Here is a 16793-nt window from a genome sequence, read left to right as displayed (position 1 = left end):
GACCGCGCGCCTTCACGCCGGCACCGAGAACCCCAGTGGAGAACCGACCTGTGCGCAGCACCGGTGCGAATGGACTGTGGGCGTCACTGCCGAGGGATCTCGGCGAGCGGTTCCGGCCGCGAGCCGACCCCTTGGCGCGAGCCATCCTTCAGGAGGTGCAACGAGCCGTCCCCGAGTACGCGCAGCCACTGGAAGGCGCGTTCGGACAGATCATCACGCAGGGTATCCGGCAGGCGATCCTGCACTGCCTCGATACCATCGGACAGGGGACGACGTCACTCGACAAGTGGTCGGCGGTGTTCCGCAACCTCGGAAAGGTCGAGTTCAAGGAGGGCCGCAGCCTCGACTGCCTGCAGACGGCCTACCGCGTCGGCGGTCGCGTCGCCTGGCGGCACGTCTCGGAATTCGGGCAGGCGATCGGAGCGGACGCCGATCTCCTGTGCACCGCGGCCGAGGCGATCTTCGCCTATGTGGACGAGATTTCCGCGCTGTCCATCGAGGGCTACACGGCCGCGCAGGAGCGGGCCGCGGGCACCAGAGCGAGACGCAGGCGCAGGCTGCTCGAACTGATGCTCTCCGATCCGCCGTCCTCACCGCAGTCGATCGCGTCCCACGCCGCCAACGCCCAGTGGGCGATGCCTGCCGAGGTCACGGTCGTCGCGCTGGAACGACGGCTCGGCCCGCTGGATCCCGACAGCGCCGACCTGGACTCCGACGTCCTGGTCGACTTCGAGGGCCCCAAGCCCTGCCTGGTCACCGGCGACCCCGACAAGCACCTGAAGGACCTCGCCGAACGGCTTCCCGGCTGGCGGGCGGTGATCGGTCCGGCCGTGCGGCTCACCGAAGCACCGCGCTCCCTGCTGTGGGCCCGTCGCACCCTGCGGCTGGTCCAGCGCGGGGTCCTGCCGGACGAACGGGTCACCCGGTACAGCGATCACCTGTCCACCCTGTGGCTGCTCGCCGACGAGTTCCTGGTCCGTGAGCTGTGCACACGCAGCCTCGCCCCGTTCAACGACCTCACCCCCAAACAGCGGGCGCGGCTCGGGGAGACGTTGCTGATCTGGCTGCAGTCCCGGGGCAGCGCCCCGGAGATCGCGAAGAAACTCAAGGTCCATCCCCAGACCGTCCGATACCGCATGCACCAGCTCATCGATCTCTTCGGCGACCGGTTGAACAACGCCGACGACCGGCTCGACATGGAGATCGCCCTGCGCGCGGAGGCTTTGCTCGCCGAGGACTGACCAGCGTTTCCCACTCACAACGAGGTGACGAGGTGACCCGACCGCAGGATGCCCGCAGCGGGATCGAGGCGACGTACGGCCCGCTCCTCACGCCCGCTCGGCCCGATGGGTCGAGCGGGCGTCCCGTGCAGCTCTGGGCGCTGCTGCCGAGAGAGCTGTCGGCCGTGTTCCGGCCGGTGCTGGCCGACGTGGCCGGGGAGGTGGTCCGCGAGATCCAGCGGACCATCCCCGACTACGCGCGGCCACTGGACGGCGCGTTCGGAAAGGCGCTCAAAACCGGCGTCCAGATGGCGTTCCTGCAGTTCGTGGAGCGGATCGGGAACCCGGAAGCCCCGTCGGAAGACCGGCGGAGCGTGTTCCTGAGCCTGGGCGTCCAGGAGTTCCACCAGGGCCGCAACGTCGACGTCCTCCAGGCCGCGTACCGGGTCGGGGCCAGGGTGACCTGGCGCCGGGTGGCCGAGGCCGGCCGTCGCGCCGGCGTCCCTTCCGCGACGCTGTGCCTGCTCGCGGAAGCCATCTTCGCCTACATCGACGAGCTGTCGGCGCTGTCCGTCGAGGGCCACGCGGAGGCGCGCGAGAAGGCCGCGGGCGCACTGGAGCGACGGCGGCACCGGCTGATGGAGCTCCTGCTCGCCGAGCCTCCGTCTCCACCCGACGTCGTCAAAAACGCCGCCGACCTGGCCCGATGGCAGCTGCCGGACCTGCTCGTCGCCGTCGCCCTCGACCCGCCGTCGGACGAAGCCCCCGTGGCCGCGTCGACCGGGCTTGCCGACTTCGAGAGCCCTTCTCCCTGCCTGTTGCTCCCCGCTCCGGAACCGGACGAACGGGAACGCTTCGCCGAAGACCTGGCCGGGTGCCGGGCCGCGATCGGTCCCGCCGTCCCGCCCGCCTTCGCGGCACGTTCCTTGCGGGCCGCACGCGAGGCCCTGCGGCTCGTCGAGTCCGGCGCGCTCGCCGACGAACCCGTGACGTGGTGTGTCGACCACCTTTCGCGCCTGTGGCTGCTCAAGGAACCGTTCCTGGCCGCCGAACTGGTCCGGGAACGGCTCGGTCCGCTGGCCGGGTTGACCGGGAAGCAGCATTTACGGCTGGCCGGGACACTGCTGGCTTGGCTGGAGACCTGCGGGAACGTCCGCGAGGTGGCGGAACGGCTCGCGGTGCATCCGCAGACTGTGCGGTCTCGCGCTCAGGAGCTGGAGGCGCTGTTCTCGGACGGGCTGCGGGATCCTGAGCGGCGGTTCGAGATGATCCTGGCTCTGCGAGCCGCTCCCTCCTGAGGCTAGCGCCGACGCGCGTGTCGGTGGTTCGCGCAAGTAGTCGACTACTTGCGTGAGGCCAAGCAGTCACCCGAGCGTGCCGGTGTGGGTGTGCCGCTTAGGTACCGCATTCCGTGAAGGCCTCCTTGAGGGACCCTGGGTCCCTCAAGGAGGCCTTCACGGACCGTGCCCTTGTCCACTTACACCACCAGCCACAACGGTGGCGTGTAACGGAACCCGACTTTCGCGCCTTCATGTACTTCTCTGAGCTGGAATGTCCTGAAGGGACCCTTTGAGACACTGAAGGTCTCAAAGGTGGCCTTCAGGACACTTCACATGCCGTGAAGGCCCCCTTCCCTCGGCTGAGCCGAGGAAAGGGGGCCTTCACGCGGGTCCTGCGAGTGGCGCAAGTAGTCGACTACTTGCGGAAGCGCTAGGCGGCGGCCAGGGCGGTGACTCGCCAGCGGCCGTCGGAGCGTTCAGCCGTGACGCTCAATTGGGCCGCACCGGAGCTCCGCTGCCCATCTCCCCGCACGCCGGTCTGGTCCAGGAACACCAGCAGCGACGCCCGGTCCCCGTCGAGAACCTTGACGCCCGAGACCACCGGCGTCGAGGTCACGACGAGTTTCTGCTCCGTCGCCAGCCCACGGACCTGCGCGAACAGCTGGTCGTACTGCCCCAGCGCGGGCCCGGTCAGGACCTCTTTCGCGGCCTTTTCGCTCTTGGCGGGATCGTCGTAGCGGTAGGAGAACACCGTGCCGAGCGCCTTGCCGACCTGGTCGCTCACCTCGGCGGTCGTGGCGACGTCGGTCAGCGCGGTGTTGTGCGTCAGGACCGCCGTCGCGTCCCGCGCTTCGATCGCGAACCACCCCGCGAGGCCCGCCATCACCAGCGCGACCGCGCCGAACATCCAAACACCCCGTCGCCGTACGGGAGCGACGACGACCGGGGGCTCCTCGGGGAGCACAGAGTCGGGGACTTCGGGAGCTTCGAGAACCCGCGTGCTCCCGCCCCTTTTCCCGGCGACCTTCACGGTGCGCCGCATCGGTTTGACGGCTCGTTTCGTGGTCATTCCGTCCTCCGTCAGGGCTTTCCGGTGTCGGTCACCGGCACCTGGCCGAGCGACGTGACGCGCCATCCGTCCGGTGTCCGGTTCAGGCCGGCGCGGAACCGGTTGTGTTTGGTGACGGCCTCCCCGCCGTCGGGGCGGACTTCGAGTTCGACCGAGGCGATCACCTCGGCGGTGCCGCCGCCACTGTCCACTTCGGTCACCGCGGCGTCGACGACCCGGCCGGTGGTGACGGTCTTCGCCTGGCCGATCCGGACCAGCCCGCCTTCCCGGTCTCGCGCGAGCTCGTCGTGCAGCGCGCCGCCGGACAGGTTCAGCCAGTTCTGGTAGCCCTGCCCGGCTTGGCGATAGTCCAAAGTGGTCAGTGCGGCGACAGACTGTCTGCCCACCCGCAACGCCTCCTCGCGGACGGTGGCACGCGCGACGCCGTCGTCCCGGCTCGCGTCCCACCAGGAGTAGCCGAACCAGGCGGCGAACGCGGTGGCCACCACCGCGAGCAGAACCGCGAGTCGAGTCATCGTCTTCACCTTCCCGGCACGTTCTGCGAGCCGCGCACGTTCGTCGGGTTGCCCTTCGGCAGCGCACAGCGCGCCGCGGTGTTCAACGGTCGCGGCGACGTGTCGAGACCGTCGCGGTAGCCGGTTCCGTAGCCGGTGACACACGGCGGCGGATCGAAGAACGTCAGCGACAGGCCGACGTGCGCGCCGTCCGGCCCCATGATCGCGTGGCCCGCGGCGACCGCCTTCGGCGCGGTGACCAGCAATTGTTCGAGGCCGTCCTGCCGCGTTTCCAGCACGTCCGCGGTGGTCAGCAGGTTCGCCAGCAGGATGCCGAGGCTCGGGCCGGTCTCCCGTAGGAGCGTGCTGATCTCGTTCGCCGCCGCCGGAACGGCCGGGATGAGCCGCCGCAGATCACCGTCGGAGCTCTTCAGCGTCGCGGCGAGCAGCTTCGCGTTGGCTCCGAACGACCGGATCGCGTCCGCCTGCGAAACCTGCGTGTCGAGCACGGTCTGCGCGTCGGTCACGAACCTGGTCAGCGGGCCGACGTGCTCACTCGCCTCCTTCACGAACTCGATCCCGCGCCCGACGAGCTGGTCCAGCGCCGGGCCGGCGTCGGACGTCGCGTTGTACAGCTCGTCGACCACGGTCCGCAGGGCGGGTTTCGGCACCGAGTTGGCGAAAGAGTCCACACTGGACAGGACGACGTCCACCGGCAGCGGGATCTTCGTGTCCGCCTCGCTGATCACCGAACCGTCCCGCAACACGGCACCGTCGCCGCGACGCGGCCGCAGGTCGACGTACTGCTCGCCGACGGCGGACCGGTTGGCGACGACGGCTTCCGTGTCCGCGGGCACTTCCGGGACGCCCGGCTCGATCTCGAGGTCCACCTCCATTCCTGAGGCGGCCAGCCGCAGTTCTCCGACCCGGCCGATCGGCACGCCCCGATAGGTGACCTCGGCGTTGCTGAAGATGCCGCCACCGGTGGCGAGCCGCACTTTGACGGTGTAGCCGCGGTCGAGCACCAGCTTGTCCAGCCCCGCGTACGTCGCGCCGACATACGCGACGCCGAGGACCGCGATGACCACGAAGGCCACCAGCTGGACACGGACGAACTTGGTCAGCATCAGCGGCCACCACTGTTCTTGAAGGTCAGGAACGTGTTCAGGTAGTCACCGCGGATGGCCTCGAGCGCGGCGTCGGGGAACGGGAAGGTGAAGATCATCTCCATCGCCTTCGGCAGTTTGTCCCCGGAGTCGGCCAGCCTGCGCAGCAACGGTTCGAGCGCTTTGAGATCGGCGACGAGGTCGTCCTTGCTGCGGTTCACCGTGTCGACCGCGACCGAAGTGAGCCCGTCCAACGACTTCAGCATCCCGACGAGCGCCTGGCGCTGCTGGTTCAGCACCTCGATCCCGGGCGTGAGGCCGTTCAGCGTCGTCTTGATCTCCTCGGTGTTCGCGTTCAGCGTCGCCGCGAGCTTGTTGACACTCTCGATGGCGCGCGTGATCTCCGACTTGTGCTCGTCGAGCCCGCGCACGAAGGTGTCCAGATTGGCCAGCAGGCTGCGGGCCGCGCTTTCCTTGCCGCCGAGCGCGTCGTTCAGTTCGCGGGTGATGTTCTGCACCTGCGCGACGCCTCCACCATTGAGCAGCAGGGAAAGCGCGCCGAAGACCTCTTCGATCTCCGGGGTCAGCGACGAACTGGCCAGCGGGATGACCGCGCCGTCGGTGAGCCGCCCGCTCGGGGTCCCGTCGGCCGGCGGCGCGAGTTCGACGAACTTCTCGCCGAGGATGCTCGCCTGCCGCAGCCGCGCGACCGCGTTGGCAGGCAGGTTCACGTCCCCGTTGAGCAGCAGCCCGACCACCGCGCTGCGGCCGTCCGGCGCCAGTTCGACCGTCCGCACCTGGCCGACCGGGACGTCGTTGACCTTCACCCCGGACTGCGGAACGAGATCCAGCACGTTGCTGAAACTCGCCGTCACATGGATCGGGTGTTCACCCAGCGCGGCACCACCCGGCAACGGGATGTCGTAGACGTCGACACCCCCGCTGCCGCAGCCGGTGGCGGCCAGCGTGAGAGCCAGCAGGGCCGCGCATTTGAACCGGGACTTCATTTCGCCCCCGAGAATTCGGTGAGGTTCCCTCGGCCGTCCAGCGTTCCGGCGCCCTGGTTGTACGCGCCGAGCACGTTCGCCAGCGCGTTCGGCGCCGAGTCGAGAGCCTCGCTCAGTGACGCCTTCTGCTGGCTGAGCACCTTGGTGATCTCGGCGAGTTTGTCCACATCGGACTTCACTTTGCCCCGGTTGTCCTTGATGAAGCCCTGCACCACGCTCAGCGCCTCGGTCAGTTCGGTCATCGCGCCGGAGAACTGGTCCCGCTGATCGGCCAGGATCTTGCTGATCGAGGAGATCTGCTGGATCGCCTGTTTCACCCTGTCGTCGTTCGAGGCGAGCATCGCGGTGAACTTGCTGATGTTGTCGACGGAGTTGAACAGGTCGTCCTTGGAATCGCTCGCCGTCCTGGCGAATTCGCCGAGGTTCTTGATCGCCTCGCCGAGTTTGCCGCCGTTGCCGTCGAGGTAGGTCGCGGCCTTGGTCAGGACGTCGCTGACCGCGCCGTCCCTGTTCGCGCCCTTCGGCCCCAGCGCGGTCATCAGCTGGTTGAGGCTGCCGAGGAGTTCGTCGACCTCGACAGGGGTCACGGTGCGTTCGCGTGGGATCCGGGCGTCACCACCCAGCTCCGGGCCGCCGGTGTACACGGGGGTGAGCTGCACGTACCGGTCGGCGACCAGGCTCGGCGTGATCACGACGGCGCCGACGCCGGCGGGCAGCTTGACGTCCGGCCGCACCGACATGGTCACCTGGACGGTGGTCCCCTGGGGTTCGACCTTGGTCACCGAACCGATCGGGACCCCGAGCACGCGTACCTCGGTGTTCGGGTAGACCCCGACGGTCGCGGTGAAGTACCCGGTCAGCACGCGGTCGGCCTGCCGGGTCAGCAGCGGCCAGGCCGCCGTCACGACCAGCCCCGCGACGACGGCGAGCGCGAGCCGCCGCACCCAGGCCCGTCGGCGGGCGTGCGCCCCGAGATCGGACAACGTGAAGTGGCGCCCCATCAGCGTCCCCCGTTCCTCGACGGCATGCAGCTGCCGGGCGTACTGCCGGTCGGGACGAGCCCGCAGATGTAGGTGTCGATCCAGCGGCCGTTGCCGACCGCGTTCCCGAGCAGCCGGTAGAACGGCCCGGCCAGCCGCAGGCTTTCACTGAGCTTGTCCTGGTTGCGCTGCAGCACGGTGGCGACGCGATCGAGCTGCTCGAGCGCCGGGCCCAGTGTCTTCTGGTTGTCCGCGACGAGTCCTTTGAGCTGCACCGAGAGGTTCTTCACCCCGCTGAACAGCTTCGCGATCGCGTCCTTGCGCGCGTTCAGCTCCGTCAGCAAGGTGTTGCCGTCGCGGATCAGCGCCTCGATCTGCTGCGACCGGTCGCCGAGCGTCTGCGACACCTTGTTCGTGTTCTGGAACAGCTTCACCAGTTCTTCGTCGCGGGACGCGAGCGTCTTCGACAGCGCGGTGATGCCGTCGAAGGCGGTCCGGACGTCCTGGGGTGTGGAGGCGCCGAGCGTCTCCGACAACGTCCCGAACGCCTTCGCGAGCTGATCGGTGTCGATCGCGCCCACGGTGCTCGCGAGGTCGTTGAACACCGTGGTGACGTCGTAAGGAGAACTCGTGCGCTGCACCGGGATCGGCTCGTCCGGGTCCAGTTCGGCGTTGCCGACCGGGTCGATGACCAGGTTCTTCTGCCCCAGCAGGGTTTTGATCTTGATCGCCGCGGTGGTGCGGTTGCCGACCCAGGTGTCCTTGACCCGGAACAGGACCTTGACGCGGCCGCCGTCCAGCAGGACGTCGGTGACCTCGCCGACCTTCACCCCCGCCACCCGGACCTCGTCGTTGCGTTTGAGCCCGGCGGCTTCGGTGAACTCCGCCGCGTACGTGGTGCCGCCGCCGATCAGCGGGAGATCGTCGGAGAAGAACACCGCCGAGCCGGCGACGGTCATCAGCACGGCCGTGACGGTGCCGACCACGATGGGGTTGCGGCTGCGGAAGGGTTTGATCCTTGGCGCTTTCACCGGCACCGTCCTTGGGTCAGCGGGATGCCGACCGGCGGGCCGCCCGGGGCCGGTGGCGCGTCCGATTTGACCGAGCACAGGTAGAAGTTGAACCACGAGCCGTACGAGACCATCGCGCCCATGCGGTCCAGCTTCTTCGGGAGATTCGTCAGGAACTGTTCGAACACCGGGGTGTTGTCGGCGAGGTTCTTCGACAGGTCGCCGAGGGTGTCGATGCTGGCCTTCAACGGCGCACGGCCGTCCTGGAGCAGGTCCGCAGTGGCCGTCGTGAGCTCACCGAGCCCGCCGATCGCCGAACCGATCGGTTTCGCGTCACCCGCGAGCCCGGAGACCAGCTGCGCGGTGACGTCGACCAGCTTGTCGAACTGGTCGCCCTGGGAGTTGAGCGTGTCGAGCACCGTGTTGAGGTTGCCGACCACCTGGCCGATCACCTCGTCCTTGCCGGCCAGCGTGTTCGTGAGCGACGCGGTGTGCTCCAGGAGGCTGTCGATGGTGCTCCCCTCCCCCTGCAGCACTTGGACGATCTCGAACGACAACTGGTTGACGTCGTTCGGCGACAACGCCTGGAACAGCGGTTTGAACCCGTTGAACAACGCGGTCAGGTCCAGCGCCGGGATCGTCCGCTCCGGCGGGATCAGCGCGCCCTCGGTCAGCGCGGCCGGCCCGTCCGGACCGGGGTCGATCGAAAGATACCGCTGGCCGACGAGGTTGCGGTACCTGATGGTGACCGTGGCCCCCGAGGTGAGACGGCGCTTGTTCTCGATCGAGAACCGCACGTCCGCCAGGCGCCGCTTGACCACCCCGATGGAGTCCACCTGCCCGATCCGGACGCCGGACATCCGGACCTCGTCCCCGGGGTTGACCGACGTCGCGTCGGTGAATCTGGCGGTGTAGCCGACCGTCGTGCCGACCCCGGAGTTGGCGATGGTGATGGCCAGGATCCCGGTCGCCACCACGGTGATCACGAAGAAGATCAGGCCCTTGATCGCCGGTCCCGCGATACTCCTCATCGGACGGTCACCTCCGTTCCGCGCAACGCCGGGCCCACGAGCACACTGCTCCAGTCCGGGACCTCGGCCGGTTTCATCCCGAGCGACGGCGCCAGGATCTCGGCGACCAGCCCTCGCTCCCCCTTCGAATTGGCCGGGCCGAGGTCCCCATCGGCGGCGAAGGACACCGTCGCCGAAGTCGTACCCCCGCCGTAGCACCGCGGGCCGCCCTTTTGGTCGAACCGCGGGTCGTCCCGGCCCGGCACGTACTTGTCGCGCGGATCGTGGACGGACAACGTCACGTGCAGCCCGGGCTCACCGGTGCCCTTGCCTAAGGCCTTCTCCATCACCGGCTTGAGCCTGTTCACCGCGTCGAAGAGGCACGGGAACTCGGGCGAATAGCGGGACAGCAGCTCCAGTGTCGGCCTGCTCTTCACGCTGACGCCGATGATGCTGTCCTTGTTCTGCACCAGGAACTTGTTCAGGTCACCGCTCGCGGTGGTGACGCTGGTGTACAGCTTGTCGAGATCGGCGCGAGTGTCCACAATGGTCTTCGCGGTCGCGGAGAGATCAGAGAGGGCCTTGAGGATGTCCGGCGCCGCGCCGGTGTAGAGGTCGGCGACGTCGGCGAGCTTGCTGATGTCCGCCTTGAACTGCGGCATCAGCGGGTTCACCTGGCCGAGGAGGTCGTTGAGCTGGACGATGCTGTCCCCCAAGGATTTCCCGCGATTGTCGAGCGCGAGCGAGATCGCGCCGAGTGAGCTGTTGAGCTTCTGCGGCTGCACCGCCCGCAGCAGGGGCAGCAGATCGCCGAGAACGCGTTCGAGTTCGATGGCGTTGGACGAACGGTCCTGGGTGATGACGTCGCCCTCCCGAAGCGAACCGTCCGCGGGCCGGTCCGGCAGCACGAGGTTGACGTACCGCTCGCCGAACACCGTCTTCGGCAACAACCGGGCCGAAACGTTGCGTGGCAACTGATCGATCTTCGCCGGGTCGATGGCGAGATCGACCTCGACCCCCTCGCCGCTGCTGCGTACCGCCCTGACCTCACCGAACGGGACGCCACGGACCTTGACCTCGGCGGTCGGGGCGAGCTGGCTGCCGACCCTGTCGGTCTTGAGAGTGATCATTTCCGCGCGGTCGAAGTCCTTGTTGAAGATGGCGACGGCGAGCCAGCCGAGCAGCACCAGGATGACGAGGAAGATCACCCCGGCGGCCTGTGTCCGTGCCCGCGCGGTCATCCCGAGACCTTCACCGTCGTGGTGGCACCCCAGATGGCCAGGCTGAGGAACAGGTCGAGCACGCTGATCAGCACGATCGACGTCCGCACGGCGCGGCCGACCGCGACCCCGACGCCCGCCGGGCCGCCCGCGGCGCGATAGCCGTAGAAGCAGTGCGTGAGGATGACGCCGACGCTGAACACGAGCACCTTGACGAACGACCACAGGACGTCTTCGGGCGGCAAGAACAGGGAAAAGTAGTGGTCGTAGGTTCCGCCGGACTGTCCGAAGAAGACGACCGTGGTCACCCGCGAACCGAGGTACGAGATCAGCAGGCCGATCACGTAGAGCGGGATGATCGCGATGAACCCGGCCACGATCCGGGTGGTGACGAGGTACGGCATGCTGCGCACGGCCATCACTTCGAGCGCGTCGATCTCTTCGGAGATCCGCATGGCGCCCAGTTGCGCGGTGAATCCGGCGCCGACCGTCGCGGACAACGCGAGCCCCGCCGAGAGCGGCGCGATCTCGCGGGTGTTGAAGTAGGCGGTGAGGAAGCCGGTCATCGCGGAGATGTTGATCTGGTTCAGCGCGCTGAAACCCTGCAACCCCACCGTGATCCCGGTGAACACGCACAGGCCGACCATCACGCCGACGGTGCCGCCGATCACCGCGAGGGCACCGCTGCCGAAGGTCACTTCGGCGAGCAGGCGCACCACTTCGCGGAAATAGCGGGTGACGGCCATCGGGATCGCCGCCAGCGCGCGGATGTAGAACAGCAGCTGGTCGCCCAGCTCGAAAAGACTGTTGCCGGGGCGTTTGAAGGCTTCCTTGGCCCGCTCGGGGACGCTGGTCACGGGATCAGGTTCCCTTCGCCGGGACGAGTTGCAGGTACAGCGCGGTCAGGATGGTGTTGACGAAGAACAGGAGCAGGAACGTGATCACCACCGACTGGTTGACGACGTCACCGACGCCCTTGGGGCCGCCTCTGGGGTTCAGCCCCCGGTAGGACGCGACGACACCGGCGAGGAACCCGAAGATGAACGCCTTGATCGAGCTGACGACGAGGTCGGGCAACTGGGCCAGCGCGTTGAAGCTGGCGAGGTACGCGCCCGGCGTCCCACCCTGCACGACGACGTTGAAGAAGTAGCCGCCGAGCACACCGACGACGCTGACCAAACCGTTGAGCAGCACCGAAACCCCAATGGCCGCCTGCACCCGCGGCACGATCAGCCGATGGATCGGCGAGACGCCGAGCACCTCCATCGCGTCGATCTCCTCGCGGATGGAGCGCGCGCCGAGATCCGCGCAGATCGCCGAACCGCCCGCGCCCGCGATGATCAGGGTCGTCACGATCGGGCTGGCCTGCTGCACCACGGCGAGCACACTCGCGGCACCGTTGAACTGCTGCGCGCCGAGTTGGCTCGTGAGCGAGCCGAGTTGCAGCGAGATGACCGCGCCGAACGGGATCGACACGAGGATCGCCGGCGTGATCGACACGCTGGCGATGAACCAGAACTGCTGGACGAACTCGCGGACCTGCACCGGACGGCGGAACATCGCGAGGATGACGTCGAGGCCCATGGCGCACATGCGGCCGAATTCGCGCAGTCCCGCGGCGGCCTTCTCCGGCGCGCGGGCGAGCAGGGTGACGGGATTGGTCATCGTCAGGCTCCGCATCCGTTGGGGGGACCCGCCGAGCCGACGCACCGCAGCTTGAGGTTGGTGACCAGGGTGTTGCCCGGTCCGGCCACCAGACCGGTGAGCAACGGGCTCAGATCCTCACGGACCCCGCAACCGGTGAATCCCGGCGTGGCGAAGGTGCTGGTGACCTTCACCGGCGGGGCGGGGAACGCGAGCGGCACCAGTGCCTTGATGTTCACCACGGCCGACTGCGCCGTCCGGCAGTTCGGGCCGACGTCGAGGACCTTTCCGTCCACTTTCACGTTGGAAAGCTTGATGAACACCTTCGACGTGACGTCGGTGTGCGCGCAGATCGCGGTGCCGACCTCCTTGCAGTCGCCCGTGGCGCCGGTGTCCACGTCGACGACGCCGGTCGCGTCGCCGTCGGGGACGAGTTCGACGGTGCCGGTGGCGGGCATGAACCGGAAGGAGACGAAGTAGCTCGACGTCGACGGGATGGCGAGCTTGCCGGAGATCGGCGACTTGTCGGTGAAACCGAGGATCATGCCGTCGAACCGGCCCTGCGGGAACGTGATGTCCGAACCGAGTTTCGCGACGCGGCTCGTCGTGGGCTGCTGTTCGTCACCGACGAAGAAGCCGAACTTCAGCCCGGCCTGCGCGGCGGACGGAGGCTGTTCGGGCTCGGCCTGCGGTGCCGGCGCGGGAGCGGCCGAGGCGGAAGCCAGTGAAAGCGCCCCCAGCCCCAGCACCGCCGGGAGCAGGAAGGCGCGCAGAACGCGCCCGGTCATCACTGACATTCGGGCTTCCTCACTTCGACTTCTCCGGCCGAACGGCCAACTTGTGCAGCACGCTACTGGCGGAAGATCAGGCAGACAAGTAATTCGGGAATGGAGGGGCGACGACGGGGAAAGGTTGTAATGGGCGTAACTGTTTTGGCGTGTGGCTCGTGAGTGGTAATGACGGTTCTAACCGTCATTACCACTCACGAGGGTTTGCTACTTCTTGGTGAGGTTGATCTCCAGGCTGTTCCCGTCACCGGACGCCATCGCGCTGATCAACGGCGTCAGCAGGCCACAGCCGCGGAACTGCGGCAGCTTGTATTCGGCCGTCAGCTTGCCGCCCTTCAACGGGTTGAAGCCGTGCGCCGAAACCAGCGGGATGTCGGCGGGCTTGGCCGTCTGGCAGGTCGAACTCGCCAGGATCGGGAATCCGAACAGCCGCACCGTCAGCAGCTTGACGTCGGCCTTCGTGTCGGCCTTCACCGCGCCCGCGTTGACGGTGCCCGTCACGTCGCCGACCTGGTTGATCTTCACCGTCGCCGAGGCGGGGAAGAAGCCGAGGAACCGGAACTGCACGTTCGACGGCGGCAGCGAGAGCTGACCGGTGAACTTGCCCGACTGGGCGTTCAGCTTCGCGGTGAACTCACCGGGGCCCAGCGGCAGCCTGGCGTTCAGCCCCGCGATGGTGGTCCTGCCCTTGACGCCGTAGACGATCTTGGTGTCACCCGGCGGCTGTGTCGTGGTCGTCGAGGTCGGCGCGGTGGTCGGGCTCGTCGGCTGGGTCGTCGGAGTCGGCTCCGTGGTGGGAGTCGGCTGCGTCGTCGGAGTGGGCTCGGTCGTGGGCGTCGGCTCCGTGGTCGGAGTCGGCGTGGGTTCGGTGGTCGGAGTCGGCTCCGTCGTGGGAGTCGGCTGTGTGCTCGAAGTCGGCGTGGGCTCCGTCGTCGGGGTCGGTTCCGTGGTCGGAGTGGGTTCCGTGGTGGGGGTCGGACTCGGCTCGGTCGTCGGAGTGGGCTCCGTGGTCGGAGTTGGTTGCGTGGTCGAAGTCGGAGTCGGCTCCGTCGTCGGGGTCGGCTCGGTGGTGGGAGTCGGCTGCGTCGTTGAAGTCGGAGTCGGCTCAGTCGTCGGAGTGGGCTCCGTGGTGGGAGTCGTAGGCGTCGTCGGGGTGGTCGGCGTCGTCGTCCCACCACCGGCGGGCTTGATCTCGAACGTCCCCAGCTGCTGGTTCTGTCCCGGCTGGACGACGCAGTCCGACGTGAACGTGCCGAGGTCGGTCGGCTGCCCCTGCGCGTTCTTCGGCGTCATGGTGGTACTGAAGTTCCCGACCGTCACCGAAGCGGTGCCCGCGCTGGGGAACGTGACCGCGGGCGCCTTGCCGCTCGTCTTGACGTGGAAGTCGCCCGCCTCCGGCACCGGCGTGACCGGGATGACCAGCGGGAGACCGAGGTTCAGCGTCTTGTCGACCGGGTACTTCAGCACCGCGCCCGCCTTCGCGCTGCCCTCGACGGTGGTGGCGCCGACGAGCGAAAGCCCCGCGGTCGCGTCCGCCGGAACGGTGACGTCGACGTCGAACGTGATCGGGGTGGACGTCTTCCCGGCCACGGCGTCGTCCGGCAGGACGGTGTCGATCTTCACGACCAGCGTCTGGTCGCCGATCAGCGGGAACGGGCAGGTGTACTTCAGCGTCAGCGACGCGGGCGCCGCCTCGCTCAAGCCCGCCCCGGCGACGCCCAGGGTGGCCGCGACGGCGGCCACCGTGCCGGCGGCCAAGGCTTGCACCGATCTTTTCGACTTCAGTTTCTGTGGGAACTTCACAACGGTCACTCCCGGGGAATCGGAGAAATTGCGTGACACGGCCGAAACAGCACGGACACGGAAGGGGTAAATTACCTATGCCCTCTCGCACCGGCAAGGACACCGGATCCGGCACCTTTTGTTTGTCATCCGGGTGGGATCGGGTGACTCATTAACTGGCACCGCCACCCGCACCGAATCGCTTTTGTCACGCTCGCCGACATCGGCGGATCCGAAACTGTCACGCGCATGTTCTTGTGACACGCGTGCGGAAGACGACGTCCTGAATTGTCACGCGCGTCCGGAGTCCGCTCCCGTTCATTGCGGCCGCACCGAAACCCCCGCTACGTTCGGCGAATGGAGCAGGCTGCCATCGAAGTGACCGGCCTTGCCAAGCACTACGGTGAAGTGATGGCTCTCGCCGGCGTCAGTCTCCGCGTCGGCCGCGGCACCGTGCTCGCGGTGCTCGGCCACAACGGTGCCGGGAAGACGACGCTGATCGACATCCTCAGCACCCGCGTCAAACCGAGCGGCGGCAGTGCCAAGGTGTGCGGTTTCGACGTCGTCCGCGCCGGACATCACGTCCGGCGGCGGATCGGGGTCACCGGCCAGTTCGCGGCGGTCGACGACGCGCTCTCCGGCCGCGGCAATCTCGAACTCGTCGCCAGGCTGCTGGGCGCGAACCGGCGCCAGGCCAGGGCCCGCGCGGCCGAACTGCTCGCCATGTTCGGCCTCGACGACGCCGCGGACCGGCCCGCGCGGACGTATTCCGGCGGGATGCGGCGGCGGCTCGATCTCGCGGCAGGGCTCGTCGGCTCCCCCGACGTCCTCTTCCTCGACGAACCGACGACCGGCCTCGACCCGCTCAGCCGCGCGGGACTCTGGGACGGCGTCGAACGGCTCGCCGCGCGCGGCACCACCGTCGTACTCACCACGCAATACCTCGAGGAGGCGGACAGACTGGCGGATCACGTCATCGTGCTGGGGTTGGGGCACGTCACGGTTTCCGGGCGGCCGTCGGAACTGAAGGCCAGACTCGGGGAACGGACCGCGACCCTGACCTTCGGCACCGGACTCGCCGCCCACCGGGCAGTGGCCGCGCTGCACCGGCTCGGCATGGGTTGCACGACGTCGGCCTCCGGGCTGGTGCTCGGCGTCGCGCTGTCCGGGCCCGCCGACATCACGGTGCTGGTCCGCGCGCTCGACGCGGCGGGCGCGCCGTTGAAGGACCTCACCGTCGCCGAGCCGACGCTCGACGACGTCTACCTTTCCCTGCACCGGAATCCGGCGGTCCCGTCATGACCGAGGCACGCCACCGCGCGCCGGCACCGCTGGTGCTGACCGATCCGGCGACCTGGCCGCCGAGCACTTTCGGCACCCAGGTCCGGGTGCTCGCCGTCCGGTCGCTGAAGACCGCGTTCGGCGACCGGCGGCTGGTGTTCTTCGGGCTGCTGCAACCGATCGTGCTGCTCCTGCTGTTCAGCCAGGTGTTCAACGGGGTCAGCATGCTGCCCGGTGTCGCGGCCTACCAGGGTTACGTGAACTTCCTCGTCCCGGCGACGCTGGTGAACATCGCGATGACCACCGCGATGAGCTCGGGCGCCGGCCTGCTCGCGGAGATCTACAGTGGATTCACCGGACGCCTCCGGTGCATGCCCATCAGTCTTTCGGCCGTCCTGGTGGCCCGCACCATCTCCGACTCCGCCCGGCTGGCCGTGCAACTGCTGGTGACGGCGCTCGCCAGCGTGGCCCTGCTCGGTTTCCGGCCGACCGGCGGGGTTTTCGGTGTCACCGCGGCACTTCTGCTCACGCTCGTCGTCGGATGGTGCCTGAGCTGGATCTTCGTAGCCATCACGACCTGGCTGCGCAAGGCCGAAACCCTGCAGATGGCGTCGTTCGTGGTCATGTTCCCGCTGATGTTCTCGTCCAGCGCCTACATGCCGCTCGAGACCATGCCCACCTGGCTGCGGGTGGCCTCGGCGATCAACCCGCTGACCTACGCGATCGACGCCACAAGGGCGCTCGCGCTGGGACGGCCGTCGGGCTGGTCGATCCCGATCTCGCTCGCGATCGCGGCGGTGGCGGCGCTGGCGGGCGGGTGGATCTCCGCGAGGACGTTCCGGTCACCGCGGGAGGCTCCGCCGCGGTGAGGAGCGGCGCCGCGGGAAGGGCCCTTCGGCCCT

The 16793-nt window shown here is 68.2% G+C and carries 16 protein-coding genes; 4 read left to right on the top strand and 12 right to left on the bottom strand.

The genetic code is table 11. From position 1 onward, the window contains the following. Positions 1 to 50: 50 nt before the first annotated feature. Both ACZ5IK_RS22545 and ACZ5IK_RS22540 read left to right on the top strand, forming a co-directional pair. Positions 51 to 1241 carry a PucR-like N-terminal domain-containing protein gene (locus ACZ5IK_RS22545; protein ID WP_465489437.1) on the top strand — a complete coding sequence of 397 codons (1191 nt, stop codon included), beginning with the start codon at positions 51 to 53 and terminating at the stop codon, positions 1239 to 1241. A 32-nt stretch (positions 1242 to 1273) separates the two neighbouring features. Continuing rightward, complete coding sequence (locus ACZ5IK_RS22540; RefSeq protein WP_465489436.1) at positions 1274 to 2518, top strand: PucR family transcriptional regulator; 1245 nt, start codon at positions 1274 to 1276, stop codon at positions 2516 to 2518. A gap of 412 nt (positions 2519 to 2930) precedes the next feature. On the opposite strand, the gene ACZ5IK_RS22535 is transcribed toward ACZ5IK_RS22540, so the two are convergent. The 12 genes from ACZ5IK_RS22535 to ACZ5IK_RS22480 form a co-directional block, all read right to left on the bottom strand. Beyond that, the gene (locus ACZ5IK_RS22535) at positions 2931 to 3569 is read right to left on the bottom strand and encodes a hypothetical protein (RefSeq protein WP_465489435.1); all 639 of its coding nucleotides are present in this window, start codon (positions 3567 to 3569) and stop codon (positions 2931 to 2933) included. 11 nt (positions 3570 to 3580) lie between these two features. After that, on the bottom strand, positions 3581 to 4084 hold the full coding sequence (locus tag ACZ5IK_RS22530; RefSeq protein WP_465489434.1) for a hypothetical protein: 504 nt from the start codon (positions 4082 to 4084) through the stop codon (positions 3581 to 3583). A gap of 5 nt (positions 4085 to 4089) precedes the next feature. Continuing rightward, the gene (locus ACZ5IK_RS22525; protein WP_465489433.1) at positions 4090 to 5190 is read right to left on the bottom strand and encodes an MCE family protein; all 1101 of its coding nucleotides are present in this window, start codon (positions 5188 to 5190) and stop codon (positions 4090 to 4092) included. Next, the gene (locus ACZ5IK_RS22520; protein ID WP_465489432.1) at positions 5190 to 6176 is read right to left on the bottom strand and encodes an MCE family protein; all 987 of its coding nucleotides are present in this window, start codon (positions 6174 to 6176) and stop codon (positions 5190 to 5192) included. Before ACZ5IK_RS22520 ends, ACZ5IK_RS22525 begins: the two co-directional genes overlap by 1 nt. Next, the gene (locus tag ACZ5IK_RS22515; protein WP_465489431.1) at positions 6173 to 7177 is read right to left on the bottom strand and encodes an MCE family protein; all 1005 of its coding nucleotides are present in this window, start codon (positions 7175 to 7177) and stop codon (positions 6173 to 6175) included. Before ACZ5IK_RS22515 ends, ACZ5IK_RS22520 begins: the two co-directional genes overlap by 4 nt. Next, positions 7177 to 8187: an MCE family protein gene (locus tag ACZ5IK_RS22510; protein ID WP_465489430.1), complete on the bottom strand. Its 1011-nt coding sequence runs from the start codon at positions 8185 to 8187 to the stop codon at positions 7177 to 7179. Before ACZ5IK_RS22510 ends, ACZ5IK_RS22515 begins: the two co-directional genes overlap by 1 nt. Further along, positions 8184 to 9197, bottom strand: coding sequence for an MCE family protein (locus ACZ5IK_RS22505; protein WP_465489429.1), 1014 nt, complete (start codon positions 9195 to 9197; stop codon positions 8184 to 8186). Before ACZ5IK_RS22505 ends, ACZ5IK_RS22510 begins: the two co-directional genes overlap by 4 nt. Continuing rightward, positions 9194 to 10417, bottom strand: coding sequence for an MCE family protein (locus ACZ5IK_RS22500; RefSeq protein ID WP_465489428.1), 1224 nt, complete (start codon positions 10415 to 10417; stop codon positions 9194 to 9196). Before ACZ5IK_RS22500 ends, ACZ5IK_RS22505 begins: the two co-directional genes overlap by 4 nt. After that, the gene (locus ACZ5IK_RS22495) at positions 10414 to 11253 is read right to left on the bottom strand and encodes an MlaE family ABC transporter permease (RefSeq protein WP_465489427.1); all 840 of its coding nucleotides are present in this window, start codon (positions 11251 to 11253) and stop codon (positions 10414 to 10416) included. The genes ACZ5IK_RS22500 and ACZ5IK_RS22495 overlap by 4 nt, the downstream gene beginning before the upstream one ends. Positions 11254 to 11257: 4 nt before the next feature. Continuing rightward, on the bottom strand, positions 11258 to 12061 hold the full coding sequence (locus ACZ5IK_RS22490) for an MlaE family ABC transporter permease (RefSeq protein WP_465489426.1): 804 nt from the start codon (positions 12059 to 12061) through the stop codon (positions 11258 to 11260). A gap of 2 nt (positions 12062 to 12063) precedes the next feature. Further along, positions 12064 to 12837 (bottom strand): hypothetical protein, encoded by a 774-nt coding sequence (locus tag ACZ5IK_RS22485; protein ID WP_465489425.1) that lies wholly within the window; start codon positions 12835 to 12837, stop codon positions 12064 to 12066. A 198-nt stretch (positions 12838 to 13035) separates the two neighbouring features. Then, entirely contained in the window at positions 13036 to 14631 is a 1596-nt protein-coding gene (locus ACZ5IK_RS22480) for a DUF6801 domain-containing protein (protein WP_465489424.1), read from the bottom strand. 336 nt (positions 14632 to 14967) lie between these two features. Here ACZ5IK_RS22480 and ACZ5IK_RS22475 point away from each other — a divergent pair, with 336 nt between their 5' ends. Then, on the top strand, positions 14968 to 15912 hold the full coding sequence (locus ACZ5IK_RS22475) for an ATP-binding cassette domain-containing protein (RefSeq protein ID WP_465489423.1): 945 nt from the start codon (positions 14968 to 14970) through the stop codon (positions 15910 to 15912). After that, entirely contained in the window at positions 15909 to 16760 is an 852-nt protein-coding gene (locus ACZ5IK_RS22470; protein ID WP_465489422.1) for an ABC transporter permease, read from the top strand. The genes ACZ5IK_RS22475 and ACZ5IK_RS22470 overlap by 4 nt, the downstream gene beginning before the upstream one ends. Positions 16761 to 16793: the final 33 nt, after the last annotated feature.

This window comes from Amycolatopsis sp. NPDC031561 (genome assembly GCF_055580625.1).
Note: the sequence above shows the minus strand (reverse complement) of the source record. Positions and strands in the feature narration are given on the sequence as shown.

What these genes read in the sequence shown, in the direction of transcription:
- ACZ5IK_RS22505 (WP_465489429.1), bottom strand. Translation starts at nt 9,197, where the DNA reads ATGAGGAGTATCGCGGGACCGGCGATCAAGGGCCTGATCTTCTTCGTG.
- ACZ5IK_RS22520 (WP_465489432.1), bottom strand. Translation starts at nt 6,176, where the DNA reads ATGAAGTCCCGGTTCAAATGCGCGGCCCTGCTGGCTCTCACGCTGGCC.
- ACZ5IK_RS22530 (WP_465489434.1), bottom strand. Translation starts at nt 4,084, where the DNA reads ATGACTCGACTCGCGGTTCTGCTCGCGGTGGTGGCCACCGCGTTCGCC.
- ACZ5IK_RS22535 (WP_465489435.1), bottom strand. Translation starts at nt 3,569, where the DNA reads ATGACCACGAAACGAGCCGTCAAACCGATGCGGCGCACCGTGAAGGTC.
- ACZ5IK_RS22485 (WP_465489425.1), bottom strand. Translation starts at nt 12,837, where the DNA reads ATGTCAGTGATGACCGGGCGCGTTCTGCGCGCCTTCCTGCTCCCGGCG.
- ACZ5IK_RS22500 (WP_465489428.1), bottom strand. Translation starts at nt 10,417, where the DNA reads ATGACCGCGCGGGCACGGACACAGGCCGCCGGGGTGATCTTCCTCGTC.
- ACZ5IK_RS22475 (WP_465489423.1), top strand. Translation starts at nt 14,968, where the DNA reads ATGGAGCAGGCTGCCATCGAAGTGACCGGCCTTGCCAAGCACTACGGT.
- ACZ5IK_RS22515 (WP_465489431.1), bottom strand. Translation starts at nt 7,177, where the DNA reads ATGGGGCGCCACTTCACGTTGTCCGATCTCGGGGCGCACGCCCGCCGA.
- ACZ5IK_RS22470 (WP_465489422.1), top strand. Translation starts at nt 15,909, where the DNA reads ATGACCGAGGCACGCCACCGCGCGCCGGCACCGCTGGTGCTGACCGAT.
- ACZ5IK_RS22525 (WP_465489433.1), bottom strand. Translation starts at nt 5,190, where the DNA reads ATGCTGACCAAGTTCGTCCGTGTCCAGCTGGTGGCCTTCGTGGTCATC.
- ACZ5IK_RS22490 (WP_465489426.1), bottom strand. Translation starts at nt 12,061, where the DNA reads ATGACCAATCCCGTCACCCTGCTCGCCCGCGCGCCGGAGAAGGCCGCC.